Consider the following 25,786-nt stretch of genomic DNA (forward strand, 5'->3'; position numbering starts at 1 on the left):
CTGCGCATGCTGCTTGATCAGGAGATGGAGGCGCGAGGGATCAGAGACCCGGTTGAGATTGGGGCCGTGGCCGGGCTGTCAGCTATGGATGCTGAGAAGCTGTTGACCCGACGGCAATGGCGAGCTGGCGACCTGGCACTGCTGGAGCGGATCGCAGCCCGGCTTGGGGTGCATGTGCCGGAGGCGTAGCTCCTGGACGAAGGCTTTGAGAGGAGGCCATCCGGCCCCGGCCTGCCCTGACTGCAAATGGCCGGGGCGGTATCATTTGCAGCCAACACGCCCCTTCCGGCTCTCGAAGAGGTGGATAGCCAGCGACCCATTGACCGTAAATGGATCGTTAAGTTCGGAGAGCCACACCTCGCTACATGGCCCTCTTCCCGGATCCATCCCCGCCAGCCGCACGCCCTGAGCTCGAGCTGACCTCGGCCGAGAGCACGCTAAGCCTGCGCAGTCTCGTTCCCTGCGACAGCGCTTTGAAGGAAGCCAAGTGGCCGCTCTGGCGCCGGTAGATCGGGTGAGCAGCAGCATGGTCTATCTCGACAAGGCGACCTTCGATGCCGAGCTCGACCGGCTTACCGGCGTCTACCTCAAACTAAGAGTGGCGGCGCAGAAGCAGGGCATCGAGATCGAGATGGCCGTCCAGCAGGCTTTCGAAAGCGGCCAGCTAGCCGCCGAGGATCATGAAATGCTCCGGCTGCTGCTGCTAGGCGGCCTCCGCGACGGCGCCAGTCCGAACGACTGAAGTGCGATAAGCGGGAGCGTTTACCGCATGTGAGGCCCAGCATCAGTCGCATGACGTAACTTCGCTTGGTAACGCGGCAGCCCTTCGCCCATCTGACGCCAAAGCTGCGGAGGCGCGCATGACTGGGCCAAATCCTCGCTTTAGCCAGCAGAATAGCCGCGCGCAGGGGGCCGCCCAGGCGCTATGGCACCACAAGGCGATTGAGCGCTTTGCTGCCGCCGAACACGTCATACCGCCGCAACCCGAGGCGCCTCGGCTGCGCGTGCTGCGACCGGCGATGCCATGGGATCTGGTCGGACTGTGGCGAACACCGCAGGACGAAGCGCTTGAGATCCAAGCCGGGCACTAGCAGGGCCTATCGCATGCGAGGCAAGGGGTGTTGGCGAGTTGTTGGACTTCCTCCCTAACCTCAAGGTCGCCCAGTCGCCTGGGTGGCCTTCTCTTTGCCCAAACGCTGAATGCAGCCGCCGCTTAGCCCTTCGCCAGCACCGCCCCGCACATAGCCAGCGGCTAACCTGCGGAGCGCGGGAGCGCTTAACACAAGGGAGCTGGCGCTGCCGCAATCAGGCTGCGGGCAAGGAAAAGGCCGCCCCCACCCCCGTTGGGCGGCCTTAGTAGGGAAGAACAAAGGGATTTTCCTGCCAACGCCTTTCCAGCCGGGCGGGTTTGTGAGCGTTCCACCATCAGGCTGCGCAACGGGCAGAAAGAGGCCCGCTCTCCTCCCCCGAGGAAGAGCGGGCTAAGGACGCTACCGAAGGATGAGGTTGTAGGAACCTCGCTCTCTACAACTACAAATAGTCCTTTGCGTTTCATGTAATATTATTGGTTGCATACACCTGAGCAAATCACGCATCGCAGGCGAACAGTGCTGCCGCATTCCTCTTAGCGGCACAAAAAGAAGCCCGCCCTCTGACACGGATGAGGGCGGGCCAAGGTTGGACCCCTATGGGGAGGGAGGGCGGGATACGATGCCCGCTTCCATAACTTATGGTTTAAAGTCCGGTTCCAAAAAATTGCGCCTATGGCGTGCCTACACCTATCGCAGGTCAGCCATACGCCGCCGCTAGGAGCGGCGTCTCACACCCGGCGCCATGCCCGGAGAGCGTCCAGTGAGGGTCGCCAAGGCCGCCGGAGGAAGCCTCAAACGGTTCCTGCTACTCCCTGACGACCATGCCCATCGTCTGCGGCAGTCGGCCCTCGCGCTCGATCGTCTCCAGCGACCGATCGTCCACGGCTAGGCTTAGGGAAACCCTGCCTCCGCAGCGGCATTTCAGGCGCTGCTCGAGCTCGCCGGCCGTCGCCGTGCCCGAGCCCATCATCTGGATGGCCGGCTGAATGCCGATCATGACGCGGCGCTGGCACTGCCGGCAGCTGCCCGAGAAGTAGTGGATGTGGACGTGGGGCAGGTAGCACCGGAGGCGAACCGTGCCGTCTGGGCCGAGAGGGTCCGGGTCGGGGACAGGAGCAGGCATTGGGGAACGGTAGGGGAACGCGGGCGGGAGCGGCAACACCGCAGCCTATCGGTCCTGGTCGGACCAGTGTGGCCCCTTACACCACCGACGAGGCGGCGGCGCGGGCCCTGCCGCCAGGTTTCGAGAGGATGCCCATCACCCCCCCACGGGCTGGATCTACGCGCCGTGCCGCCGCTCTGGCGTCAGCGAGGACGGGCAGATCTATCCGCACCACGGGCAGTGGGGGCGGACCCTGCTGTTGTCCATGTGCGGCGGCGTGGTGCGGGCCTGGGCGATGCTGGCGAAGGGCTGAGGAGGCAAAGGAAGGTAGCGGCGCCGCCACCTTTCGCAACGTCACGGCGCTATGACGATCTGCCGTTCTGCGTTCCCAACCTCGCGCCGGCGCAAGGTTTCTATAGCGTCAGCCGCCCTTCTGGAGGGTGGCGTGCCTGCGCTGGTAGCGGAGGCGCTTTCGGGCGGTCTTTCGGCTGTGTTTTGGTCTGACGCGCACGGCGGTACATCTCCTGCATAAGTTGGAACGTCAGAAATCAGCAAGGCAGTCTTCGTTCCCAACCTCCCGGCGCCGGGAGGCTCTGTCATTCACGGCGCACCGCGTGGCTGACCGCGCCTTAGTCCCCTTCAACCTGCCAAGTGCCCCGGCCGGGCTGCTCGCCACACCGGTCGCGGAACCTGTAATCCGGTCGGTACGTTGCATTGCAGCATGCAGGGCGAGGCCGGCTACGCGAAACCATCTCAATCCAGATCGAACTCCGGCGCGCCCAAGGGCGAGTGAACGCCGGTGTCGCGCCATGGCGGTCCGCGACCTCGTGCTGCCGTTCATCCACGCGAACGGGAAAAAGCACCAGTATGGGTGCGCAGGGATGGTGGGGCCGTGCCACCTAACAACCTGGGAACATGAAGCGCTCCGCTTTGTGCACCGTGAGCCGTTCGACCCGTTCGGAATGCGTGCGGCACCTCAAAACGGCGCGGCACGGCCGCTCGTGACGCATACAAACTCGTTGCCTTTCGGCCTGGACGTCTGGAGATCTGGCCGAATGCTCAACCTGGCGTGGGATGAGACTTCCATCGTCGTGTTCAGCTTCCGGCTCGGTGTATGGGAGGCGGAGGCTCTGGCCTTAACTGGGCGCGACGCCGATTAGCTCGGCCAGTGGCTGGTTAGTCCGGCACCTTCACCCTCAGCCAAGCCGCCGCAGCCTCGAGCAGCGCCACATCGCCCTCGCGCCATTGGTGCCGGGTCAGCAGCTTGGTTGCCGCGGCCGTCGGCATCCCCAGCGCGGCGGCGATCGCGGCGGGCGTGGTGATGCCCCGCTCATCCAGCTCGCGGCCGATCGCCATCTTCAACCGGATCATGGTCAGTCGATCGGCAGTCCGACGCCGGCGCTCCTCAGGCGAGATCTTCGGCTTCGGGGTCGGCATCTGGTCGGGCGGCAGGCTCATGTCGTGGGTATCGACCGCCGTCACAACCAGCGCTAGCCCACCACGAGCAACGGACCAGCCTTAACCCTTACTGCCCGCAACAACCGTCATCGAGAGCGCTGCCATGCGCTCTGCCACCGTCAAAGGCTGTGGTGGCGGCGGCAGGAGCCAGCTCAGGCTCATCAAGCCGATCGACACCAAGGCTGTGTGGCACCATGCAGCCAGCTGCCATTGCTGCAGTTCCCGGAGCCAAGCGAGATGCGCGTGGGTGAGGCGGATACTGGCTGGACCGGGCAGTAGGTCGATGTATGGATTGGCCAAAGCGCCCTCCAAGCTTGCATCGGGCACCAAAGGAGAAGGTGCCCCTATTCGCCTATACGCACCAGCGACCGCGGCTTGGCTGGCGAAAAGCACAGGGCGTGGTGCGACGGGCAGTAGGCGCTGCCAGGCTTCACCGGCCTGCGGCACATTCCTTCCGCCGTCAGCTTGTCACCCTCGATGTATTGGCATTCTTTCACCCATGCAGGCGTGGGCGACGACGCAGGCGGGAAGGTTGGGGGCAATGCCATCGAACACCTTGTCGGTTAAGCCTCGGTCAGATCGTTGGCGCTGCAGGCTAAAAGGTCTAGTCACGACTGCTCATAGATCCAGCCAAACGATAGGTAGCTTGGTACTCCGGATGCAATCTGAAGGGGGGGCGATACTGTCGACACCCCCCGCCCTACGATTTGGCCGTCATGGCATAACCCATTGATTTCGCCGGATCTGTTCGTTCTGCCGGATCCGGGTCGTCAAAAGAAAGCCGCCCTCCTATGGAGAGGGCGGCTCAAGGCGACAGAACTGCTTGGAACACCCCTCCAACGTGGCCACCGCTGGCCAAGCTCAGGAGCGTTCCGCCAGCAGGCTATGAGGTCGGAATTGCCGACCCCATCCGCCGCGCCGCCCTCCAGGACAGGGCCAGCTTGGCGACGTGCAGCGCCAGCCACTCGGCCGAGACGCCGGCTAGGTCGCACCAGCGCGCCCGGAAGGGGCGGCGGCTCACGCCGCTCCTCTGACCGCTTTCGGCACCCGCACCCCCAGCCGAGCCGCTACTGCCTCGAGCAGCGCCACCTCACCCTCTTTCCAGAGGTCCCGGCTCAACAAGGCGGATGCTTCGTCGGGCAGCATCCCAAGGGCGTTGCCAGTCGCCTCGGGCGTGGTGATGCCCCGGGCTTCCAGCTCGCGGCGGATCGCCTCCCGAAGGTTGTCGGCCTCGGCCAGCTCCACCCGCCACGTGAAGGTCTCCACGCGATCCCGGATGTCCCTCAGCCGGTGCCAGAGCTCGCCGGCCAGGTAGTTGAGCGCGATCGCCTCCGGGCTGGTCTCGCCGGCGCTGGCCTTCACCACCAACTCCAGGGCGTGCACCGCGCCCCAGGCGTCGTCGACCACCTGGGACATGTCCTCCACGTCCGAGCGGGAGATGTGTGCACGTGCGTTCATGCCCTCCCCCTGTTCAGCGCCCGCAGGTCGCGCAGGCAGGACCGCAGCAGGTCCGCTTCCTCGCCACAGAGCGCGGTGGCGCCGTTGGCCTCGAACCACACCATCGCCGCGGCGAGCTTGGTCTCCAGCTCGGGCAGGGACCGCGCTGGCGCCTCGGCCAGCCGCTCTGTCGCCTCGAGCTGACGCTCGCACTAGGCCTCGCAGCCCGCGTCGCCGAGGCCGTTGCTGAGGCTGGGATGCCGATACGGCTGGTAGGCCTGCCAGGCCGTGGCGAAGGCCTCAGAGGCGGGTGCGGCCACCACGGCGCCGGCGGCCGCGGTAGGCAGCGCAGCGGCGCTGGCGAGCAGCGCGCGGCGGGATGCGGTGCTCATGCCGCGCCTCCTGTCAGCCGGGCTATGTCCAGCGCCACGTCCAGGGCGAGGCGATGATGCACTTCGGCGTTCTCGTCGAGGCGCTCGGGGTGCGTGGGGTCGCCGGTGATGACGCGGAGGACGGCCGCCATAGCCGCCGCCTTTGCAGCCAGCCCCTCGGCCGTGGTCGGGGCGATGCCGCAGAGGGCCCGGGCGGCCTCGTGCCAAGCCGCACCGGTGGCCTCGATCTCCGGCCAGGGCGTCGCGGCATTGGCCTCCTGGGCCAGCACGGTGGCGTGGATGGCCTGGAAGCGGTCGATGGCCTGCAGCAGCCCGCCGTCGGTCACGGCGGGCGCTGTGGTGCGTCTTCTGGCGAGGAAGGCCGCAGGCTCATAGCGGGGGCTTGCAGGCTGCTAGGCGCCTTCCCCTTGGATGCCTAGCCTAATGCACCTCAAGACCACCAGCGAGGCCATGCTGAGGCGGCCAGGGCAATTGCCGGGTCCCGGGGGCCCTCATTGTGTTCCAAAGGCGCTGGCGGGCTCCATAGCGGCCCCAGCGTGGTTACGGCAGGGCCTCGACACGCGCGTACGCGATCGCGCGTAGTGGTGCCGAAACTCCGCGGCGTAGTCATGCCAGAGCGGCGCCAGGGCGGAGAGGCACCACCTCGGCCGAGGCCGGCGGGGGGATCACTCCCGCCTCGCGCAGCGCCTTCAGCGTGGCGCGGTCCATCTTCCGGAGGTCAGGACCGAACAGGTGCTCGCGCGCTGCTTGGTCGAGCATGACGGCGCCGATGGTCGCCTGCTGGCTCGTGTCCCAGGTCGCCGCGTCCGCCTCAACCGCCGGCACGCCCCCCTCGCCCATCGGCAAGCGGACGGCCAGGCCGGCCTTCCGCAGGCGCGACACCGGCAACAGTAAGGTCAGCGGCCCGACCGCCAGCCGGACCATGGCGACGGGGTTGCGGCGCTCCCCGGGCGGCACGTGGACGGAGAGGACGCGCGGCGTCCAGCTGTACGTGGCGTTTAGCGAAAAACGTATCAGCCTGGGTGTCGGATGTGGCTCAATCCCTTGGCCCAACGTGCGGCGCAAACCAAGGGAGGACCGGAAGAATGCTTTCGAGAAGGTTTTTCGGTTCCTGCGCTGTCTGTAGCGCCATCGGTCTCGTCGCCTCCCGGGCGGAGGCGCAACCGCAGCCTCGCGGGCAAATTCCTGCCGAGACTGCCGGCTTGAAGGCGACGATCCTCCGGCGGGCGGACCTTCCTGGTGGTGCCCACGAGGTCGTCCAGATGCTCGTCGAGGTCGCCCCAAACGTGGCTTCCCCACGCCACACCCATCCGGGCGTTGAGAGCGTAGTGGTGCTGGAGGGGAGTGGCGAACAGATGATTGACGGCCAAGCCCCTATTCCGCTTTCAGCGGGCGCCACTTGGCAGGTCGCCGCCGGGGTGCCGCACGCCGGGCGCTACGGACCTCAAGGATGCAAGTTCATCGTCCATCTGTCGGTCGAGAAGGGCAAGCCTATGAGCGCCCCGGCGTAGAGGCGCAGCGGGACAAGGACGAACAGGCTCTAGGGCGAGCGTGGTTTGCGGCGTCCCCAGCAGGACCCTGGCCCTGGCTGCTGCCTCCGGGTGGTTGTTCCTGTCGATCTCTTCGATGCCGGCCGGCTTCAGAGCAGGTGCTGGACAAACCAGTCGCGCGCCGCCGCGCTCGACACCTCGAAGCCGGAACCCGTGTAGGGGTCGAAGTGCCCGCCTGGCATCAACACCAGCCGCTTCGGCTCCAGTGCCCGGTTGTAGGCATCAAGCGCCAGGTCGGTGGGAGTTAGCGTGTCCTCTGTCGCCACAATCATCAGCAACGGGGTCGGGCTGATCCGCGTCACCCAAGTGCCAGGCTCATATTCACGGAGCATCTCAGCACTGCGCAACGTCACCTCGTTGCGCCAAGCAGGGGCGATGTCCCGTGTAGCTGCGAAAAAGGCCCATGCATCCGGCCCCGGCAATGCACAAGGGGCGGTCGGATCTTCGGCTACGACGGGGAGCACGGTCGGCGCTAAACCGCGGAAACGGGCTTCCCGGTCAGCGTCAAAGCGATTGCGTAGAGCCGACACGAGATCCGATCGGATGCGGCGGCTCGATCCCACTGGGCCACTGATTGCCGGCACCTGCGACACGACACAGCGCACACGCCGGTCGATGGCGCCGAGCATAAGGACATGCCCCCCACTGTAGCTAGTGCCCCAGGCGCCCACGCGGCCCCGATCCAGCTCCGGCATGGTTCTGGCGTAGGTGATGGCGTGTCGGTAGTCGCGGACCTGCTGAACGGGGTCGATCTCTCCGCGCGGCTCGCCGTCGCTGGCGCCGAAGTTGCGGTTGTCGAAGACAAGCACGGCCAACCCCGCGGCAGCCAAGACCTCCGCGTAGCGGTCTAGGTACTGCTCCTTCACGCCCGTGAAACCGTGCGCCATGACAACGACAGCGTGCGGCCCGGTTGCGCTATCAGGAAGATGTAGCCAGCCGCGGAGGATCGTCCCCTCGGCGTCGAACGCGATGTCACGCCGCATCGGTCCCTCCCTACGTCTTCCCATGCAGCATCTCACGCCATCTCGCGTCGGCGGCGCAAGCATCTAAGGCACAGGGGGCCGGCGCCTACATGGCTCCGGCATCGTCACCCCTCGCCACCAGCGCCGTCCAGCCTCCAGCCTCGGCATCAGCCGGTCGGCCTGTGAACAACGGTGCAACAATGCCTCTTGCACCTCCGTTCTGACTTCCGATAAGAGAACGAACGCGCCTTCTTGATCTGCCTGTCGGCGCTGGTCGGGCCGCTTCTAAAGCGTGTTAGCGCCTCCTGTTTGGGAATTGGCCGAGGTGTTAGAATGCCGCTTCAGCCCTGGCGAACGGGCCTTCGATACCTTGTTCAGCTTCCGCAGCTCCGGCCCGAACAGGTGCTCCTGCGCCGCCGGATCCGTCATCACCGCGCCGACGCGCCGCCGCGCAGCTACCCGCCGGCGAAGGCCGCTCGCCACAGTCCATCCAGCCACTGCACCTGGTCCGCCGGCAGCCGCACCGATCCCGCCTGTCCATGGAGCCATTGCCGGAGCCGCTCGAGCCGCACCCGGTCTTGCAGCGTCACCGTCGGCCGCGCGGCCAGCAGCGCGATCTGCTTCCGAGCCGTGCGCGGCGCCAGGTTGGCGAAGGTGAAGACCGGCGCCGCCTGCCGCTTCGCCGCGCTGGTGACCAGCGCCGCCAAATCGTGCCAGTCGAGGCCGCCGCGCTTCAGGGTCAGGCCGATCGCCCGCGCCGTCGCCACTACCTCGCCCGGTTGGTCGCTGCTGAGGAGCGGCAACAGCTTGGCCAGCCGCGGGCCAATCGCTGAAAGGCTCGCCGTCATGGCGTGGCTCCCTCCTGAGCCAGTTCGTCGAGCTCGCGCAGCAGGGCGTTGAGGGCTGCCATCTCGCGCCGAGCGGCACCACGCTCTCGGGCGGCTTGGCGGGCCTCAGCGTTGCGGCGGCCGTGCACGAGCCGGGCCTTCTGGCTGCGATCCAGACCAGACGCCGTAACCGGCCCGCGGGAGGCACCGCCATGCTTGTGGCACCGTCCGTTCCACATTGCTGGGGCGCAGCAGGGTCGCCCGTCGCGCCTGCGTCTGGCGCCGCATCGGGGAGCAGCATTAGCCGCAGCCAGCCGCTGAATGTTCATTGCCGTACAGTGCATACAGGAGTGCGGTTCCTGAGGTTGATTGCTCATTTCCGTTCGCCCCCCTGGTTCACCGTGCCAGCCACCACCGCCTGCCCGCCCTCCGACACCGCGACGTGCTGCACCACCACCGTCTGCCTGCCACCGTTCCGTAGCCGCTCCAGGGTGAGGGCAGCGCGCCCGAAGGCATCCATCATCCGAACGGAGGCGGTCGCCATGCGGGCAGCTTCGATGCTCTGCACCTGCTGCCGCCCAGTTTTGTCCCAGGACTGGCAAAGGCTGGCAAAGTAATCCGCCTTGGCCGCGAGGCGCAGCGCCATGGCATGTGCCGTCGCCATCTGGTGAGCCAGCATCCGCTCCACCCCGTTCTAGGAGCCGATCGTCTCGGCCGTGTCCACCGCGAGCGCGAGTGTATTCACCTCGCTGACCAGTTCGAGGCGTTGCAGACTGGCCTCGGCCGACAGCATGTCGCCACGCTGGTAAACCGTGTCGCGCAGGCCAGGCCGGCTGGTCAGGGCACCCCCGCGGTTCACCAGGAACTCGCCGCCGTTGCCCGCCCGGAGGGCGTGGGTTACGTGCATGGTAGGTTCGAGCAGATCGGCCGCGCCTGCCTCCAAGGTAGCGACCTCCTGTTCCAGGCACGCGGCCTCCCGGCTGTCCTCTGCCCGCGCCAAGCCGAGATAGCCTGAGCCGATGATTTGGCGTCCACCGAGGATGCCACACCAAGGTGCTAGGTTGCTTATTCCGCTAGCGTGTGGTGGGTGCTTTCTTCTGCTCCTCCACACTTTGCTTACACTAGGGTGCATCAGCAAGGGTCGCCGGCAACACCGTAGAGCACGCCCAAACGGCAGTGAAAGCAGTATTATGCCGATTTCGATACATGAGGCCGTGGGGAGCCGCGGCCATGCGTATGTGACGGCTGATTTTGCCCGCGTACCCAGCCTAGTTGCGCCAGAGGCTGTCGAACTGGATCTTCCGATGCTAAGACGACATGCTCAACCACTGCTGCCATGCCTGGAACAAGCTCAACGCGCAGCCCTGGACCGTCATGGCCATCGGACGGTGCGCAGGGGTTTTGGTCAGCAGGACTTGGTATTAGAGTGGCTTCTGAGCCCTCTATTGGCACTTTCTCGGGAATGTATCGCCAGTAGGAACAGTTGTTGCAAGAGGACGAACTATGCCCATTGAGAGAACAGACGCTGGGATTTGGGTTGTAGTCGGGGATACACTTCGGACGCCTTGGGTTAAAGAAAAGGGTAAACTTGCAGTTGATCACTTAATACCGCACATTTGCGCTCTAATTCGTCCAGGCGATACAGTTATAGACGTAGGAGCTAATATAGGTGATCACACGATTTCGTATCTTGATGCAGTTAATAAAAATGGAACAGTAATTGCATTTGAGCCCGACCCAGAATGCTATGCATGTTGTGTTTTGAATTGCGGTAAGTTTGAGGATTTCTACTGTGCCGCGGCCACTGATCGACGTCGAAAGGTCGCTTTGAAAACTGTTTCCAATCGAGGTGAAAATCACATTGAGCTTGATGGCGCTGGGGTTGATGGCTTCCCTATAGACGATCTAAAACTCGCACGATGTGATCTCATTAAGATTGATGTGGAAGGTGCCGAACTACTGGTTCTCAAAGGATCAGTTGAAACTATCGTAAAAAACAAGCCGATCATTGTATGTGAGTTGGTTGAAGGTCAATTATCGCGGTTTAATACTTCAATTGCTGAAGTTAAACATATGCTTGATCTTCTTGGATATTCTGGATGTCCGCTCATCAGCGGAGAGGATAGGGACTGGGTGTTTCGTCACACTAACCCTATTTGACGTGGATTGTGTAATACCGCTGAGCCTTCGAAAGTGAATTTCGTAATCCAGGGAATGCGGTGAGTGAGCGGATGCGCTTTGGCGTCAGCGCATTCCAAGCCTCGCAGCAGACCTGGAGAATGGCGTCGTAGCTGTCGAGCAGGCGATGGAGCCCGGGCTGCGGCCCTGGACTACAGCCGGATGGGCGCGGCGGAGGCCGAGCTGGCCACCGAGGCCGAGGGCTGGCTGGTGCAGGCCGAGAGCGCCGAAGCCGCGGAGGACGCCGCCCTCGCGGCTGACCGGCGCGGCTACGACATGCCGGCTTGGATGCGCGACAAACAGCGACGCCTGGAGCGGATCCGGGCTGCCAAGGCGGCGCTCGAGGCCGAGGCGCAGGCTGCCGAAGCGGCAAACCTGGACCGCGGCACCAAGGCCGACGGGTCGCCGTGGCGGCGCCGCGGCCGCAAGCCGCAGCACCAACCTGGCGTGCCGAAGCCCAGCGTTCAGCGCAACTTCACCGATCCGGAGATCTGGATCATGAGGGACCGCGACGGCTTTGTGCAGGCCTACAACAACGCCCAGGCCGCGGTGGGGACGCCAAGGCGCAGGTCATCGTGGCGCATCACCTGACCAACAACGCGTCCGATCACGACGTGCTGGAACCCCTGCTCGATGCGGTCCCGCCAACACCGAAGCCATGCCGACCGAGGTCTCCACCGATAACGGCTACTGCTCCGAAGCCAACCTGGCCGACTTTGCCGAGCGTGGGATCCGCGGCTACGTCGCCACCGGCCGTGCCAAGCCCCCGACGACGGCGAGGACCGACGTCGAGGTCTATTGGTCTCGGCCATGCGGCTCAGACACGCCGGCCGGCGCAGCCGCTACTGATTATGCAAGCAGGTCGTCGAACCCGTTTTTGGACAGGCCAAGGGATCACGTGGGTCCCGGCAGTTCCTGCTCCGCGGCCTCCAGAAGGTAAAATACGAATGAGCGCTGGTCTGCACCGCCCATAACCTCACCAAGCTCGTCAGGGCAGCAGCAGCCTAACGCTGCAGCGGCCGCGCGCTTGCAATGAGTGCCTATCGGTCCCCAGCGGCGGCAGTCCGACATGGAGTTACCGGGACGGTCTTCTAACGCTTGCCCTCGCTTGAAACCATCGTGGCGAGGTCGTGAAATCCATGCCCTTATGCTGCAGGGTCTGGCAGATGGCCCGCGCTGTCGCCATCGCTTCACCGGGCTGGTCACTGCTCAGTAACAGCAAGATTTTGGCCAGCCGCGCGCCGATGGCTGAAAGGCCAGCATTCATGGGCTGGCACTTCCCTCCTCCAAATCCTCGAGTTCGCGTAACAGGGCACTCAGGGCTGCCATCTCGCGCCGGGCTGCACCACGCTCTCGGGCGGCTTGACGGGCCTCGGCCGCGCGAAGGCCGTGCACAAGCCGCGCCGCACGGCTGCGCTCACGGCCCGCCGGGGTCGTCTGCCCCTTGGCCTTCCCGCCATGCATCCGGCACCGGCCGTTGAGCATCGCTGGGCCAGCGCAGGGTGTGCAGCGTCGGGTCTTAGCCCCGCAGCTAGGCGCCAGACGAGCTTGCGTCAATCGGGACAGGCAGGTGCACGTCGCATGGGGTTGATTGCTCATTTCCGCTCGCCCCCCTGGTTCACCGTGCCAGCCACCACCGCCTGCCCGCCTTCCGACACCGCGACGTGCTGGACGACGACGGTCTGCTTGCCGCCGTTCCTGAGCCGCTCCAGCGTCAGCAGGCCGCGCTGGAAGGTCTCCATCATGCGGGCTGAGGCGGCGGCCATTCGGGCGGCCTCGATGCTCTGCAGCTGCTGCCGGGTCTGCGGATCCCAGGATCTGATCCCGCCGGCAAAGTCGCCCGCCCGGGCTGCGAGGGTCATGGCCAGTTGGTGCGCGGTCGCCATCTGGTGTGCGAGCATGCGCTCGAGGCTGTTCGCTGCCTGGATGCTCTCCGCCGCGTCCACCGACATCGTCAGGGTGTTGGCGCCGGCGGCGAGGTCGAGGCGCGCCACGCTGGCGTCGGCTGCCAGCATGCTAGGCCGCTCCTTCACGGTATCGACCAGCCAGGGCCGCTCCCGGCGGTTGGCCGCGCTCTCGACCACCATCTCGCCGCCGTTGCCCTGCGCCGGCGGGGTGCTGGCGTGGTTCCTCGGATCCAGGATCGCATCGGCCCGGGCCTCCATCCCGTCCGCCTCGAGCTCCTCAAACCGGGCGCCGGTGTGGTCGGCCCACTCCTCCCGCATGATCGGCGCCATGGCTCGCTTGCGGCGGGCCTGGGTCTTCAGCCGGACCGCATCGGCGGCCGTCGGCTGAGGCGGTGCTGGCGGCGGGCTGCCGCCATCCTCGGACATGATGAGGGACACGCTGGGGTCAGGGGCTTGGGTCATCGGAAGGTTCCCATCGTGACCTGCAAAAGGGCGGGCAGGGTGTCCGGCTGCAACAGGTCCGGCCCGGCCGGAGTGGCGTAGAAGTCGGCCATCACCGTGCGCTCGGCATCCAACTCGGGGTCCGGGGCCTGTAGCGCGTCGAATGCCTCCTCAGCCGCCCGTAGGAGGAAGGCGACGCAGGCTTGGATTTTCGGATGCGGACCCTGCCCCCTGCTAAAGTAGCTAATCCTGCTAATCCGGCAGGCGCCGAGGGGGTTGGATTAGCAAGTTTAGCAGGATTAGCAGGGGGGTACCCCTGCTGAACCAAATCCAGCGCCGCCCAGGCATCGAACACGACAGCGCTCACGGCAGCATCTCCCAGGCGTCACGCCGGGGCGCACCATCGAGTTCAGTACCGGCCGGAAGCCGCCGGACTAGGTTATGGTCCTCCAGGATACCGATGATCCGTCGCGCCGTGCCGTTGTCGCGCACCGCACTCGGGCCCCGCTGGTAGATTTCCGCCAGATGGCACCGAAAACCTGGCCGGGCCTGCCACCACTCGAGCAGCCGCGCCGCAAGCCGCAGGTCCGTCGACACGGTGCTCGCCCCCTGCAGTCTCAGCATCTCGGCCGCATAGTGCTGGGCCAGGGTGATGCCGCACGCCATCATGGCGGCTGGCACCTCCACGGCGTCCGGATCGTCATAGACGGTCAGGACCGCTGCGAGGCGCCCGGCATGCTCCCCGATTTTGGCGCCGAAAGCCTTGATGGGGGCGTATGCTCCGCCGGGCAGCAGCGCGACCTCGGCCACATCGTGGAATTGGATCCAGATCCGGGCGGCGTCCGGGTGCAGCCGCAGCACCGGCGGGTCCAGCACGCTGGCGTCGTCGGCCTTGGTCGCAGGTGGGCGCCGCAGCAGGTGATCCAGGCGTTGGCCGTAAGCCTCAAGCGCCGCCCGGCATTCCGCTGAGGCATCCCGGAACAGCCGATGGCCCGCCGTGCTTTCCGGGGCCACCAGGAGGGTGCGAGCCAACATGCCGATGCCGTCCAACATGGGATCACCGAACAGCTTGTCGGCCACCACCGGCTGCAGCATGACATGGGCGGTGCAACGCCGGCCGGGAAGGAACGACGAGCCGGTGCCCACCCGGGTGCGGCGGATCGGGTCGCCGTCCCAGAGCGTGTTGAACAGCGCGCCGGTCCGCATCCGGCTTTCGTCGTTGAAAGCTGCCCCGCCGAGCAGGATGCCGCCTTCAGCCGTGAACACGCCGGCCCAGGGGCGACTGTCGCGCAGATGTAGAACCAACGCCTCGGGCGTTGGATCGGCCACCAGCAGCATCGGGTGCGGCGGCGGCTTAGGCTCCGATCCGACCTGGTCGAGCCCGGCGCGGATCGCGGACCGGTCGCCCTTCGACTTCTTCTTCGCCGCCTCGCGCGCCTCCTTCCAAGCCTCCTTGTCGTTGACGAAGCTCTGCATCGCGGCGTCATGCTCGCCCCGCCATGCCTCCTCTATTCGATAGACCGGCGCGAGCGCCAGCTTATCGACGCTGGTCTTCCGCTCGCCGCTGTCCGCCACCGACACGAAGATGGCGGTGAGGGGCTTTCGGCCGCCACCCGGCAGCTCGACATCGCGCTGGGCCTGGGTTGCTAAGGCCGCAGCCGCCAGCACTGAATTGGCACACATGGCGAGCGGCGCCTGCGTCCGCATCTGAATGGCCTCGGCTACATCCCGAAGCGGTCCAAGGGCGGCAACAGGGAATTCAGGCGCCGGTGGTACCGGCCGGAACAGCGGCAGCTTGTCACGCGGCGCGAGGGCTGCACGGGCGGCGGCGACGTACTCGTCGTGGAAGCCGCGGGGTCCGGTGGTGCCGTCCATCATGCGCACTCCACAATGCCGCGGGCGATGCCAGCGGATGCCGTCTTGCGGGCGTTCGCCGCGTCTTTGCCGCCGCCGCTCATCGCCGCATGGGCCAGTGCATCGGCCGCGGCTGCGCGCCCCAAATCGCCCGATGCGACCATCTCGCCTGCGCGGCAGGCGGCCCAATAGAGCGTGCAATGACGGGTGCCCTCGGCTGCCTCGGCCACGGTCCGCAGCAGCGCGGCGAAGCGCGCCACGGTCCTTTGCTGCCCGCCGTTGCTCCATTGCCGCATTGCCGCACCGGGCGGTGGAGGCGGTGGTCGCTGGTACATTTCCAGGAGTGGTGGGATCGCCGCGGTGCCGGGTACCGTCAGCAGCCGGGACGGCATCGGGTCAACGGCGCCATCGGCGAAGATCGGGGGCGCGGTGTAAATCACTTGCGCCGGCCGGAAGCAGGTCGGGTCGAGGCCTGGCACCTCTGCCAACCATGCAGCGAGGTCGGCGCCCCAGCACGGCCGATCCAGCAGAAACCACAACCGGATGCGGATGCCCGGCTTGATGCCGTGCGATCCGGTGGCTTGCACCACGCATCCAGCGCAGCGCAGCTCGGGCGGCAGTGTCGGGACGACCGCCGCATAGCAGGCGGCGAGGTCGCGCGGGTCGCATCCGTCCGGCAGCGGCGTGCCGTCGATATCGAGTGCGACGAGGGCGCGCGGCACGTTGCGCAGCGTCGGCACCTCGCCCGTCTCCGGGTCAAGGTGTAGCAGCCGCCGGACCTTCAGCATGCGTGACAGATTGGCGGGCGCGGCGCGGACGATGCAGCAATCCCTCGCCTGGACGAGATGGGCCAGTAAGCTCCTCACCTCGCCCAGCGTCCGCACGGCTGCGGGGTGCATGTCATAGAGGAGCGGAAGCTGCGCCGGCACTGGATCAGCACCGGGGTGGATGATCTTGCAGAGACGCGCGCCGGGGGCGTGCAGCAGGTTCGCGCACCAGGGGTCCATCGGGTCGATGGCGGTTACCTCGGAGTTCATGGACGGCTCCCGAGGTTGCGGAGCGCAGCCAGCGCCTCCTCCATGGACGTGAAGGCGATCGGCACGGCACGGGGGCCTGGTGGGAGGATTGCGATGCGGGCCTCGCCATCCGTGCCGCACAGGGTCTCCAGCAGGATCAGGCGAGCCTGCGGGACGACAGCCTGCTGCGGGGCGCTCATGACCGCACCGCGCCGGGATGGGAGGCTTCGATGAGGTCGATGACCGCGGCGGAGAACCTGTCGGCGGTCGGACGGTCGGTCCATTCGAGGATTGGGTTGTACTTGGGCTTCCCCGTGGTCGGGTCGCGCATCACCTGGCCGTCGCGGCCAATCATCGGCTTGGACGGCAGGTTCGCCCACGCTTTGCCGTTCGCGGCATGGACGACGATCTCATGGACGATCAGGCCGCTCGACAGCTTCACGTCGGCGAAGCCTCGTAGCGAATTCTGCACCCTGGGCTTCCAGCCGATCAGGGCGAGGCCGGCGGGACGGGTTTTAGTGTCAGACATAGTCGCCTCCTACAGAGGCGGCGCTGGATTTTCGGACTGGATCGGCTAAAGTGCGGGCGGTCCACCGCATCTAGAGCCTTCCGTGGCCCGTTCAGCGCCGCCGCTTATGCGGTTGTTGAACGGGTTGCGGGGCTTTGGTGATGGCGTGGGTCACGGCTCGGCACCCACCAGCGCGCGGAGGCTGGCCGCATCCACCAGCGTCCTCCCCCCAACCCTCACCAGCCGCAGCCGGCCGGCATGAGCGTGGCGGTAGAGCGTGCTGCGGGACAGGCCGGTGATATGGGCCGCATTATTGAGCGTGTGGGTCAGCGGGGGCTGCAAAGAGCTTGGCTGGCGCTGGTGTGGTTCGGCAGGTCGAAGCTGCATGGTGTTGCCTCACTGGACGTGGCGCGGCATGTGCCGGCCTGGGCAGCGTTGCGTCAGACCGCACCAATGTCCCGGCGGATCTCAGCGGCGGAACCGGCGGAACTCAGTCGGGGATTGCGCCGCCGCTTGGCGCCAGTACGTCCACTTGCTTTTCAATGGTGCGGTCTTCGGGGTCGGTTTCCATGTTCTCACCGACCCATTCCTTCATGTGCCGGTTCAGCGCACTCCGCCGTGTTTGCCGACCGTGGAGAAACACGAACCGCACAATCTCTCGGTGGAAGGGCGGCCAGTGATGGGTTGGTTTGCGGCCGCCTGCACGTCGCATGCCGGCCGGTACGGCGATTTGCGGCATTGGCGCCTGATCGCCCGCCGCAGGTTCCGCCTGGGGGCGCAATCTCAGCAGCGCATCGGCGGAAATGACGACGCCGTGGAATAGCGGCGGCGCCGAGTGCCGCGCATCGGATCGCAGGCAGGGCAGCAGCGCAAGGTCGCGGTCGAAGGATACCGGCGCCGCGCACAGCTCGGGCGAGATGCGCTGCCGCGGAGCGATAATCGCCTGCGGTTCCGCCTCGGGGCGGCCGGGCCACCCAAACAGGAGAGCGCTGCCATCGGCACCCCGCCGCAGCAACTCGCGCTCCGCCGCAGCCAATGCCTCCATGTCGGCATCGACGTAGCCGTCCCAGCGCGGATCGGCACCAAACATCCGTACGTGACGCTTTTTCAGCAGCCTTGCGGCGCATCGGATGAAGCGGTCGAGGTCTGCCGCGCTACCGCGTTGGGCCGCTCGTGCTCCCAAACGCGCCGCTAGGGTCCTAACCTCATCCCTCACGCTTGGTGGCACCTCGTCAGGTCTGAGGCCATTCTCAGGCGCACCTGCAAGGAAGCTATCGAGGCTGCCAGGTTCGGCACCTAGCTGCTCCAGCCATTGCAGCACCTCAGCCCGGGTTAGGCGGTCGCTAGCCCCGATGAACAGGTATTGATCCCATTCCGAACGCGGCAGCGAAGTACCGAAGGCCAGCCATGCCAGCGCCGCGTCCACCGTCTCCCAGCCATACGGCAAGTAGATCGGGGTGTAGGGGGGCAGCAGGAAACGCGGAGTGGGTGTGCTATTGGCGTCAGCAACCATGGTCGTGCCCCTCCTTTGGGCGCGGGTGTGGCCAGGCCGTGGCGGGTGGGCTCAACACCCGCTTCGGCCGCTTCATCGCCGGGAACCGCCGGGCCCGGATCACCTCAGGCCGGGAGCAAGGCGCCCAGATTGGTCGCCTGCCTTGCGGGTCGCCGTGTCCGGGACAGCCCCGCCGCACCATTCGGCCCACGCGTTCATCAGCGGCACCCGCCGGTCGAACAGGTCGGAACGGCGGTAGGCCCCAGCCACCTTGTTCGCGTCCTCATGCGCCAGCGCTTTTTCCGCCGCCTCGGCATCCTCTGGCCGGGTGTCATCCACCCAGGTGCGGAAGGTGGCGCGGAAGCCATGCGGCACCGCTCCCCGCCCGTCCGCGTCGCGCCATGGCAGCGGGACACTCTTCGGCCGGTCGGCGTTCATGCGGCGGATCACGGCGGACAGCGCCATGTCGGATAGTGGCGTGTCGCGCTTGGCGCTGGGGAAGATCAACGCATCGCCCATGAGGCCGGCGATTTGCGGCACAGCCTCAGGTGTGGCCGTTGCGCCTGTCATCGTGGCATAGGCTCTTGCCAGCACAGCCACAGCGGCTGGCGATAGTGGCACCCGATGCGGCTGCACATCGGCTGCCCGCTTCGCCTTCATCCGCTCGCCCGGCACCGTCCACACCGGGCCGCCGTCGAATGAGAGTTCCGACCACCGGGCTCCACGCACCTCGCCAGAGCGCAGCGCCGTCAGCAGGCAGAAGCGCAGCGCCAGTGGGGCCAACCCCTCCATGCCGTCCAGGGCCTTGAGGAAGGCCGGCACCCTCTGCCAGTGCAGCGAAGGTTGCTTGCGACCACCGGGCAGAGCGGACAGGCCGGCATGGCGCAGCATTCGGGCATCAGCCGGGTTGTCGCTGGCTCGCCAGCCATGGGCAGCGGCGTACCGCAGCACCGTGCCGATCCGGCGCAGCACCTTGCGGCCGGTGGCAGGGCGGGAGGTCCACACGTCATCCACCGCCCGCAAGACGGCCGCCCGATCCACCGCGGCAACCGGCAGGTCGCCTATCGTCGGGAAGGCATGGCGCTCAAGGGAGGTTCGCCAGATGTCAGCGGTGCGGCCGTGCTTCCAGCCTGGCGCCTGTGCTTTGATGCAGGCTTCCGCCACCGCCTTGAAGGTCCGGGCGTTGGCGTTGGCGACTGCAGCCTGTGCCGTCTTCCGCTCGGCGGTCTCCACGTTCCGTTTGACGACAGGGTCGATGCCCTCTCGCGCCAGCCTCCGGGCAGCAAGAGCAGCGGCTCTGGCGGCGGCCAGCGTCACCACCGGATAGCCGCCCAGCCCCATGTCCCGGCGTCGGCCGTCCACCGTCAGGCGGCAGAGCCATATCTTCGCGCCGCTGGGCCGCACCTCCAGCAGCAGGCCATCGCCATCCGAGACGCGGTAGAGCGTGGCACGCGGCTTCAGCGCCTCCAGCGTCTTAACGTCCAGAGCTTTGCCGTTGCGCTTCATGGTCGGAGCCTTCATGGGGGCTAGTCCCCACATCCAACCACACTAGACCCCACACTCCGCGCGCACCAACCTGAAACAGCGTGAACCGGCACGACCCAATGGCTGGAGTGTGTGACTAGGTTCTAGAGCGGTCGGAGCTCCATGTTGAGACAGCCTGAACCTATGCTTTGGTGTCCCTATGGGACGCCAGCGAGCTTTCCATCTGAAACCAGATAGTCGGTCGGCGCGAGCTTCGAGGGTTGCAAGCGGTCTTGCAGCAAACTCGCCGCCCGGCGAGAGCCTTCGGGCTGGTTCAGCGCGCGCTCCTAAGCCAGCCGTAATACACCCAAGGCCACCGCAGCAGGGCGATGGTTGCAGGATGCAGCAGCTATCCCCGCCAGCATGAAGAATGCGCCGCGGCAGACGAATGCCGGCACTCGGCCCTCCCGCCGCATCCGCTTTTCAAAGGCTGCTCACGGAGCAGATAATTGGCAGGCAGAATACAGCTTGAGTAAACATCTACCACTCCAGACAATCGGCGTATTTTGTCGATTGACATACCAGTCGGCTCGAAGAATATCGTTGTTCATTCTGGGGTTGAAGACTGTGCGCCTGCCGCTTGCTCGATCAATGATAACAGCTTTTGTAGCCATCCTTGCTGTTCCGCCAGCGCTGGCGCAGGAACGTCCACCGGCCATGCCGGCCCGTGACGTGACCGTTACGTACAAGGTCGATGAGACGCCGCCTACAGTAGACACTGTTGCCTGGCTCGCGTCCGAAGGTCGTATCCGGACGGATGGCCGGAGTTTGATCAACCGTGTAGCCCACATCATCGACACCCGAAGCGGCAATGTCGTTGTTCTCGTCGATGCGGACCGTACCTACCATGACCTGGGCAGAATGGCGGCCGTGATGACCCAGGATATCGTCCTGATCCGCCTGGACAGGAAGATAACACGCGAGGGCGTCGATACCGTTGCCGGGCATGCCTGCACTGTTTGGCGGATCGAGACGGACGACGGAAACGACCCGGACGAAGCACGGCGTGCCTGCATCACGGCAGACGGGGTACCGTTACGGCTCATCGAGGGCAGCGGTGCAGATGCATCCACGCTGTATGTCGCAACCCGCGTCACTTACGGGCCGCAGGACCCTGCGCGATTCCAGCGACCGGCAGATTATCGACCGATCGGGGCGGTTCCGGCGGCGCCGAGGCGGTAGCCAGGCCTGCTGATAAGGCGCCGCCGCCGGCGGTCAGTCCGGGTTTGCCTGGAAGCGGCACCGCAGCCGGACCATGGCGCAGAGCCCTCCTTCGCTCAGTCGAAGCAAGCATCCCTTCGGCGGGCGACTGGACCCGGTTCCGGGACAGGTGGTGCCGTTTAGGGACGACGTAGCGCAAGGCGAAGCGCGGGTGCAATTCTCCTGCACCCGCGCCGCAGGGGCCTCTGCCGGCAGCTAACGACGCATACCTGTAATGTCCTGCTTCGCCTCGGTCGTCATCCGGGCGAGACGCCGCGGCACCGCATGGCCCAATGATGGCGAGGTACCAACTCCCCATTCCGGAACCCGGATATCCGATGCCACCGAACGCCCAACATTCCCTGCCCTCCTAGGTACCAGCGAGCTTTCCCCTTCCCCAGAGCCCCTGTGTGAACCGGCCCCGCGGGGCCCGGCTCATGGCCGGGCCGCCTGCGCCGCGCCCTCTACCGGCCGCTCCCGGCGGCGCGCCAGCGCCCGCGCCACCACGTAGAAGACCGGCGTGAAGACCAGGCCGAACAGCGTCACCCCCAGCATGCCGTAGAACACGGCGACGCCGAGGCTCTGGCGCATCTCCGCCCCCGCCCCCGTCGCCACCGTCAGCGGCAGCACGCCGAGGATGAAGGCGAGGCTGGTCATCAGGATCGGCCGCAGCCGGGTCCGCGCCGCGGCGACGGCCGCATCCCAGCGGCTCATCCCCTCATCTTCCGCCGCACGGGCGAATTCGACGATGAGGATGGCGTTCTTCGCCGCCAGCCCGACCAGCACCACCAGCCCGACCTGGACCAGCACGTTGTTGTCGAGCCCGACATGCTTCACGCCGATCAGCGCCGCCAGCACCGACATCGGCGCGATCAGCACAACGGCCACCGGCAGCAGCCAGCTCTCGTACATCGCCGCCAGAACGAGGAAGACGAAGACCACGGCGAAGCCGAAGGCGATGGGCGCGGTATTGCCGGCGATGCGCTCCTGCAGGGCCAGCTCCGTCCACTCGTAGCCGAAGCCCTCCGGCAGGCTCGTCTTCAGCACCTCCTCCATGGCGGCGATCGCCTGGCCGGTGGAGACGCCCGGCAGCGCCGCCCCCTGCAGCTCGGCCGCCGGATAGAGGTTGTAGCGCGGCACGCGGTAGGGGCCCGAGGTCTCGCGGAAGGTGGCGAGGCTGCCGAGCGGCACCATCGACCCGTCATCGGCACGGGTGCGGAGCCGTGCGATGTCCTCCACCGCCATGCGGTGCTGCATGTCCGCCTGGGCGGTGACGCGCCAGGTGCGGCCGAGCAGGTTGAAGTCGTTGACGAAGGCGGAGCCCATATAGACCGCCATCGCCTCATGCACGCGGGAGATCGGCACGCCGAGCATCTCCGCCCGCGTCCGGTCGATCTCCGCGTGGATCTGCGGCGTCGCCGTGTTGAAGAGGCTGAAGGCGAAGGCGATGCCCGGCGTCGCGTTCGCCGCCATCATCACCTGCTGCGTCGCCGCCTCCAGCGCCTGCGGGCCACGGCCGGCACGGTCCTGGATCATCAACTTGAAGCCGCCGCCCGTGCCGATGCCGGGCACCGGCGGCGGCGGGATGACGAGCACCTGCGCATCCGGGTCCGTCGTCAGCCGGCGCTGGAGGTCGGCGAGGATGCCGTTGCCGGTCAGCCCCTCATGCGTACGCGTCTCGAAGGGCTTCAGGCTGGCGAAGACCACGCCGGTATTCGGCGCGTTGGTGAAGGTCGCGCCGTCGAAGCCAACGAAGGCGACGGCGCTCTCGACGCCCGGCGTCGCCAGGATCGCATCCGACGCACGCCGCACCACCGCATCCGTCCGGCTGAGGCTGGCACCCGGCGGCAGCTGGAAGGCGGCGATGAAGTAGCCGCGGTCGAGCGGCGGGATCAGCCCGGTCGGCGTCGTCAGCACGGTCTGCCCGGTGAAGGCCAGCAGCCCGCCATAAACCAGCAACAGCAGCACCGGCAGCCGCACCAGCCGCCGCGTCAGCCCTCCATAGCCAAGCGAGAGCCGGTCGAAGACCCAGTTGAAGCCGCGGAAGAACAGCCCGACGGGCAGCAGCCAGCGCGAGCGCGGCCCATGCCCGTGCGGCTTCAACAGCAGCGCCGCCAACGCCGGTGACAAGGTGAGCGAGACCAGCGCCGAGAGCAGCGTGGCGACCGAGATCGTCGCCGCGAACTGCTTGTAGAAGGCCCCGGCAATGCCGGTGATGAAGGCCGTCGGCAGGAAGACCGCGACCAGCACCAGGGCGATGGCGATGAGGGCGAAGCCCACCTCGTCCATCGTCAGCCGCGCCGCCTCGAGCGGCGACATCCCCTCCGCCATGTGCCGCTCGGCATTCTCGACGACGACGATCGCGTCGTCGACGACGATGCCGATGGCGAGGATCAGGCCGAACATGGTCAGCGAGTTGAGCGTGAAGCCGAGCGCCAGCAGCACGCCGAAGGTGCCGATGATGGAGACCGGGATGGCCAGCAGCGGGATCACCGCCGCCCGCCAGTTCTGCAGGAACAGGATCACCACCAGCACCACCAGCGCCACGGCCTCGGCGAAGGTGTGCACCACCGCCTCCATGCTCTGGGCGATGAAGCGCGTCGGGTCGTAGACCACGCTGTAGCCGATGCCCGACGGGAAGCCCGGCGCCGCCTCCTCCATGGTCGCCCGCACCGCGGCCGCCGTCTGCAGGGCATTGCTGCCCGGCCTTTGGAAGATGACGATGGCCGTCGCCACCTGGTTGTTCAGCAGCGCGTTGATGGTGTAGTCGGCCGCGCCGATCTCGGTCCGCGCCAAGTCGCGCAGCCGCACCGGCGCGCCGCCCGCCCCCGTCGCCACCACCTGCTCGTCGAACTGCTCGGGCGAGGCAAGCCGCCCCTGCGCCTGCACGCTCACCTCGAAGGCGCCCGCCTCCGCCGCGCGCGGCGCCTGGCCGATGGCACCCGCCGCGACCTGCGCATTCGCCCGCTGCAGGGCCTGCACCACGTCGCCCGGCGAGAGGCCGCGCGCCGCCGTGCGGTCCGGGTCGAGCCAGACGCGCATCGCATAGTCCCGCGCGCCGAAGACCTGCGCGTCGCCCACGCCGTCCAGCCGGGTCAGCCGGTCCTTGATGGCGAGCGTCGCGTAGTTGGAAACGTAGTCGGGGCTGCGGCTGCCATCCGGCGAGATGAGGTGCACGACCATCAGCAGGTCGGGCGAGGCCTTCTTCACCGTGATGCCGAGGCGCCGAACCTCCTCCGGCAGCCGCGGCTCGGCGATGGCGACGCGGTTCTGCACCAGCACCTGCGCCTGATCGACATCGACGCCCTGGCGGAAGACGACGCTGATCGTCACACGCCCGTCGCCGGTCGATTGCGAGGAGAGGTAGAGCATCCCGTCCACCCCGTTCACCTCCTGCTCGATCGGCCCGGCGACGGTGCCGGCGATGGTCTCGGCGGAGGCGCCGGGATAGAGCGCCGTCACCTGCACGGTGGGCGGCGCGATCTCGGGATACTCGGCGATGGGCAGCCTCAGCGCGGCCAGCGCGCCGATGAGGGTGATGGCGATCGACAGCACCGCGGCGAAGACCGGGCGGTCGATGAAGAAGCGGGCGAGGCGCACGGCACGGGGCCTTTCAGGGTGCGGTTATTGCGCGGCGGCGAGCGGGCTCGGGCCGATGCGGCCCTGCTCGATGGCGACCTTGGCGCCTGGCCGGGCGCGGTGCAGGCCGCCGATCACCACGCGGTCCTCCGGCGCCAGCCCGCTGCGGACGACGCGCAGCCCATCGACGAGCGGGCCGAGCTGCACCGTGCGCGGCGCGACGGTGCCGTCCGCGCCCACGGTCAGCAGCATCCGGCCGGACTGGTCCGCCATCACGGCGGCATCCGGCACCATCAGCGCCGGCACCTCCCCGGCCTGCAGCCGCAGCCGGGCGAAGCTGCCCGGCGTCAGGAACAGGTCCGGGTTCGGCACCACGGCGCGACCGCGGATGGTGCCGCTGCGCGCGTCGAAGGCGGTGTCGACGAAGTCGAGCCGCCCCTCATGGCCGAACTCCGCCTCGTCCAGCAGGCGGAGCTGCACCGTGGCGCTGCCCTCGCGCAGCCCGCCCCGCGCCGCCCGGGCGAAGCGAAGATACTGCGCCTCACTCGCATCGAAGCTGGCATAGACCGGGTCGAGGGTGAGCAGCGTCGTCATCAGCGTGGTGCCCTGCTGCACCAGGTTGCCGGCATCGACGCGGCGGTCGCTGATGCGGCCCGGCCGCGGCGCGCGGATCTCGGTCCATTCCAGCTCCAGCTCCGCCTGGTGCAGGGCGGCGCGGGCGGCGGCGATGCCGGCCTGCGCCTCGCGCAGCGTGCTGCGGCGGGTATCCATTTCGGATTCCGGCGCGAAACGCTGCTGCACCAGCGGCGCGTAGCGCTGCACCTGCTGCTCGGCGAGGGTCAGGCGCGCCTCGTTGCGCGCCAGCTCGGCGCGGGCGGTCTCGACCGCGATCCGGAAGGGCCGCTGGTCGATGGTGAAGAGCAGGTCGCCAGTCCGCACCAACGCGCCGTCGCGGAAATTCACCTCCGCCACCTGCCCCGAAACCCGCGGGCGGATTTCGACCCGTGCGGAGGGCTCGATGCGGGCGGTGTGCTCGGCCCATTCGGTGATCTGCCGGGCGAACGGGGTGGCGACGACGACGCCCGGTGCCGGCGGGCTGCCCTGGGCGAGGGCCGGGGCGGACAGGCCGGTGCCGGCAATTAGGGCAAGGGTGGCAGGGGCAGGAAGAGTACGGGCCAGCCAGCCGAGCCAAGGGCTTGTGCCCTTTATCGCAGCAGGGGCCTTGCGGGGATCGGGGAGCATCACTTATCTCCGGGGCCGGGTATGTT

The 25,786-nt window shown here is 67.1% G+C and carries 30 protein-coding genes; 7 read left to right on the forward strand and 23 right to left on the reverse strand.

The features are described from left to right. Positions 1 to 189 (forward strand): hypothetical protein (locus tag JMJ56_RS33885; RefSeq protein WP_236037843.1); only part of this gene is annotated, 189 nt, incomplete at its 5' end. Positions 190 to 514: 325 nt separating this feature from the next. After that, positions 515 to 742: a hypothetical protein gene (locus JMJ56_RS16815; protein WP_202832931.1), complete on the forward strand. Its 228-nt coding sequence runs from the start codon at positions 515 to 517 to the stop codon at positions 740 to 742. Between the two features lie 1,154 nt (positions 743 to 1,896). Here the strand turns inward: JMJ56_RS16815 and JMJ56_RS16820 are convergent. Then, the gene (locus JMJ56_RS16820; RefSeq protein WP_202832932.1) at positions 1,897 to 2,088 is read right to left on the reverse strand and encodes a hypothetical protein; all 192 of its coding nucleotides are present in this window, start codon (positions 2,086 to 2,088) and stop codon (positions 1,897 to 1,899) included. Positions 2,089 to 3,002: 914 nt separating this feature from the next. Here JMJ56_RS16820 and JMJ56_RS16825 point away from each other — a divergent pair. Next, complete coding sequence (locus tag JMJ56_RS16825) at positions 3,003 to 3,353, forward strand: hypothetical protein (RefSeq protein WP_202832933.1); 351 nt, start codon at positions 3,003 to 3,005, stop codon at positions 3,351 to 3,353. Between the two features lie 16 nt (positions 3,354 to 3,369). Here the strand turns inward: JMJ56_RS16825 and JMJ56_RS16830 are convergent, their stop codons facing one another. From JMJ56_RS16830 to JMJ56_RS16855, 6 genes are all read right to left on the reverse strand, one after another. Continuing rightward, positions 3,370 to 3,675 (reverse strand): hypothetical protein, encoded by a 306-nt coding sequence (locus JMJ56_RS16830; RefSeq protein ID WP_202832934.1) that lies wholly within the window; start codon positions 3,673 to 3,675, stop codon positions 3,370 to 3,372. 859 nt (positions 3,676 to 4,534) lie between these two features. Further along, positions 4,535 to 4,672, reverse strand: a complete 138-nt coding sequence (locus JMJ56_RS16835) for a hypothetical protein (protein ID WP_202832935.1) — start codon at positions 4,670 to 4,672, stop codon at positions 4,535 to 4,537. Beyond that, on the reverse strand, positions 4,669 to 5,109 hold the full coding sequence (locus JMJ56_RS16840) for a hypothetical protein (protein ID WP_202832936.1): 441 nt from the start codon (positions 5,107 to 5,109) through the stop codon (positions 4,669 to 4,671). The genes JMJ56_RS16835 and JMJ56_RS16840 overlap by 4 nt, the downstream gene beginning before the upstream one ends. Positions 5,110 to 5,300: 191 nt before the next feature. Then, positions 5,301 to 5,480 carry a hypothetical protein gene (locus JMJ56_RS16845; RefSeq protein ID WP_202832937.1) on the reverse strand — a complete coding sequence of 60 codons (180 nt, stop codon included), beginning with the start codon at positions 5,478 to 5,480 and terminating at the stop codon, positions 5,301 to 5,303. Beyond that, positions 5,477 to 5,806 carry a hypothetical protein gene (locus JMJ56_RS16850; RefSeq protein ID WP_202832938.1) on the reverse strand — a complete coding sequence of 110 codons (330 nt, stop codon included), beginning with the start codon at positions 5,804 to 5,806 and terminating at the stop codon, positions 5,477 to 5,479. Before JMJ56_RS16850 ends, JMJ56_RS16845 begins: the two co-directional genes overlap by 4 nt. A gap of 280 nt (positions 5,807 to 6,086) precedes the next feature. Beyond that, entirely contained in the window at positions 6,087 to 6,437 is a 351-nt protein-coding gene (locus JMJ56_RS16855) for a hypothetical protein (protein WP_202832939.1), read from the reverse strand. Positions 6,438 to 6,742: 305 nt separating this feature from the next. Between JMJ56_RS16855 and JMJ56_RS16860 the strand changes: the two genes are divergently transcribed. After that, positions 6,743 to 6,991, forward strand: coding sequence for a cupin domain-containing protein (locus tag JMJ56_RS16860; RefSeq protein ID WP_202832940.1), 249 nt, complete (start codon positions 6,743 to 6,745; stop codon positions 6,989 to 6,991). Positions 6,992 to 7,119: 128 nt separating this feature from the next. Here JMJ56_RS16860 and JMJ56_RS16865 read toward each other — a convergent pair whose 3' ends face one another. The 5 genes from JMJ56_RS16865 to JMJ56_RS16880 all read right to left on the reverse strand — a co-directional run bounded on the left by JMJ56_RS16865 (position 7,120) and on the right by JMJ56_RS16880 (position 9,762). Further along, a complete protein-coding gene (locus JMJ56_RS16865; RefSeq protein ID WP_202832941.1) occupies positions 7,120 to 8,013 on the reverse strand; it encodes an alpha/beta hydrolase in 894 nt (297 codons plus the stop codon). Between the two features lie 434 nt (positions 8,014 to 8,447). Further along, positions 8,448 to 8,840 carry a hypothetical protein gene (locus tag JMJ56_RS16870; protein WP_202832942.1) on the reverse strand — a complete coding sequence of 131 codons (393 nt, stop codon included), beginning with the start codon at positions 8,838 to 8,840 and terminating at the stop codon, positions 8,448 to 8,450. Further along, entirely contained in the window at positions 8,837 to 9,196 is a 360-nt protein-coding gene (locus JMJ56_RS35290; RefSeq protein ID WP_328702409.1) for an HGGxSTG domain-containing protein, read from the reverse strand. The genes JMJ56_RS16870 and JMJ56_RS35290 overlap by 4 nt, the downstream gene beginning before the upstream one ends. Next, positions 9,193 to 9,498 carry a hypothetical protein gene (locus JMJ56_RS16875; protein WP_202832943.1) on the reverse strand — a complete coding sequence of 102 codons (306 nt, stop codon included), beginning with the start codon at positions 9,496 to 9,498 and terminating at the stop codon, positions 9,193 to 9,195. The genes JMJ56_RS35290 and JMJ56_RS16875 overlap by 4 nt, the downstream gene beginning before the upstream one ends. Positions 9,499 to 9,513: 15 nt before the next feature. Next, positions 9,514 to 9,762: a hypothetical protein gene (locus tag JMJ56_RS16880; RefSeq protein ID WP_202832944.1), complete on the reverse strand. Its 249-nt coding sequence runs from the start codon at positions 9,760 to 9,762 to the stop codon at positions 9,514 to 9,516. Between the two features lie 560 nt (positions 9,763 to 10,322). Here JMJ56_RS16880 and JMJ56_RS16885 point away from each other — a divergent pair. Continuing rightward, complete coding sequence (locus JMJ56_RS16885) at positions 10,323 to 10,979, forward strand: FkbM family methyltransferase (protein ID WP_202832945.1); 657 nt, start codon at positions 10,323 to 10,325, stop codon at positions 10,977 to 10,979. Positions 10,980 to 11,159: 180 nt separating this feature from the next. Further along, complete coding sequence (locus tag JMJ56_RS16890; RefSeq protein ID WP_202832946.1) at positions 11,160 to 11,588, forward strand: hypothetical protein; 429 nt, start codon at positions 11,160 to 11,162, stop codon at positions 11,586 to 11,588. Positions 11,589 to 12,260: 672 nt separating this feature from the next. On the opposite strand, the gene JMJ56_RS35295 is transcribed toward JMJ56_RS16890, so the two are convergent. The 9 genes from JMJ56_RS35295 to JMJ56_RS16930 all read right to left on the reverse strand — a co-directional run bounded on the left by JMJ56_RS35295 (position 12,261) and on the right by JMJ56_RS16930 (position 19,736). Continuing rightward, complete coding sequence (locus tag JMJ56_RS35295; protein ID WP_328702410.1) at positions 12,261 to 12,596, reverse strand: HGGxSTG domain-containing protein; 336 nt, start codon at positions 12,594 to 12,596, stop codon at positions 12,261 to 12,263. Further along, entirely contained in the window at positions 12,593 to 13,366 is a 774-nt protein-coding gene (locus tag JMJ56_RS16895) for a hypothetical protein (protein ID WP_202832947.1), read from the reverse strand. Before JMJ56_RS16895 ends, JMJ56_RS35295 begins: the two co-directional genes overlap by 4 nt. Positions 13,367 to 13,708: 342 nt before the next feature. Next, positions 13,709 to 15,223, reverse strand: a complete 1,515-nt coding sequence (locus JMJ56_RS16900; RefSeq protein WP_202832948.1) for a YfjI family protein — start codon at positions 15,221 to 15,223, stop codon at positions 13,709 to 13,711. Further along, positions 15,220 to 16,236: a hypothetical protein gene (locus tag JMJ56_RS16905; protein WP_202832949.1), complete on the reverse strand. Its 1,017-nt coding sequence runs from the start codon at positions 16,234 to 16,236 to the stop codon at positions 15,220 to 15,222. Before JMJ56_RS16905 ends, JMJ56_RS16900 begins: the two co-directional genes overlap by 4 nt. Further along, the gene (locus JMJ56_RS16910) at positions 16,233 to 16,415 is read right to left on the reverse strand and encodes a hypothetical protein (protein ID WP_202832950.1); all 183 of its coding nucleotides are present in this window, start codon (positions 16,413 to 16,415) and stop codon (positions 16,233 to 16,235) included. The genes JMJ56_RS16905 and JMJ56_RS16910 overlap by 4 nt, the downstream gene beginning before the upstream one ends. Next, a complete protein-coding gene (locus JMJ56_RS16915) occupies positions 16,412 to 16,744 on the reverse strand; it encodes a hypothetical protein (protein WP_202832951.1) in 333 nt (110 codons plus the stop codon). Before JMJ56_RS16915 ends, JMJ56_RS16910 begins: the two co-directional genes overlap by 4 nt. 150 nt (positions 16,745 to 16,894) lie before the next feature. Then, positions 16,895 to 17,110: a helix-turn-helix domain-containing protein gene (locus JMJ56_RS16920; RefSeq protein ID WP_202832952.1), complete on the reverse strand. Its 216-nt coding sequence runs from the start codon at positions 17,108 to 17,110 to the stop codon at positions 16,895 to 16,897. A gap of 103 nt (positions 17,111 to 17,213) precedes the next feature. Next, positions 17,214 to 18,236, reverse strand: a complete 1,023-nt coding sequence (locus tag JMJ56_RS16925; RefSeq protein WP_202832953.1) for a hypothetical protein — start codon at positions 18,234 to 18,236, stop codon at positions 17,214 to 17,216. Positions 18,237 to 18,335: 99 nt separating this feature from the next. Next, positions 18,336 to 19,736, reverse strand: a complete 1,401-nt coding sequence (locus tag JMJ56_RS16930) for a tyrosine-type recombinase/integrase (RefSeq protein WP_202832954.1) — start codon at positions 19,734 to 19,736, stop codon at positions 18,336 to 18,338. Between the two features lie 336 nt (positions 19,737 to 20,072). Between JMJ56_RS16930 and JMJ56_RS16935 the strand changes: the two genes are divergently transcribed. Then, the gene (locus JMJ56_RS16935) at positions 20,073 to 20,921 is read left to right on the forward strand and encodes a hypothetical protein (RefSeq protein ID WP_202832955.1); all 849 of its coding nucleotides are present in this window, start codon (positions 20,073 to 20,075) and stop codon (positions 20,919 to 20,921) included. A 453-nt stretch (positions 20,922 to 21,374) separates the two neighbouring features. Here JMJ56_RS16935 and JMJ56_RS16940 read toward each other — a convergent pair whose 3' ends face one another. Then, the gene (locus JMJ56_RS16940) at positions 21,375 to 24,539 is read right to left on the reverse strand and encodes an efflux RND transporter permease subunit (protein WP_202832956.1); all 3,165 of its coding nucleotides are present in this window, start codon (positions 24,537 to 24,539) and stop codon (positions 21,375 to 21,377) included. Between the two features lie 24 nt (positions 24,540 to 24,563). After that, on the reverse strand, positions 24,564 to 25,760 hold the full coding sequence (locus tag JMJ56_RS16945; RefSeq protein WP_202832957.1) for an efflux RND transporter periplasmic adaptor subunit: 1,197 nt from the start codon (positions 25,758 to 25,760) through the stop codon (positions 24,564 to 24,566). Positions 25,761 to 25,786: the final 26 nt, after the last annotated feature.

The organism is Belnapia arida, from assembly GCF_016773205.1.
Classification (GTDB): Bacteria; Pseudomonadota; Alphaproteobacteria; order Acetobacterales; family Acetobacteraceae; genus Belnapia; species Belnapia arida.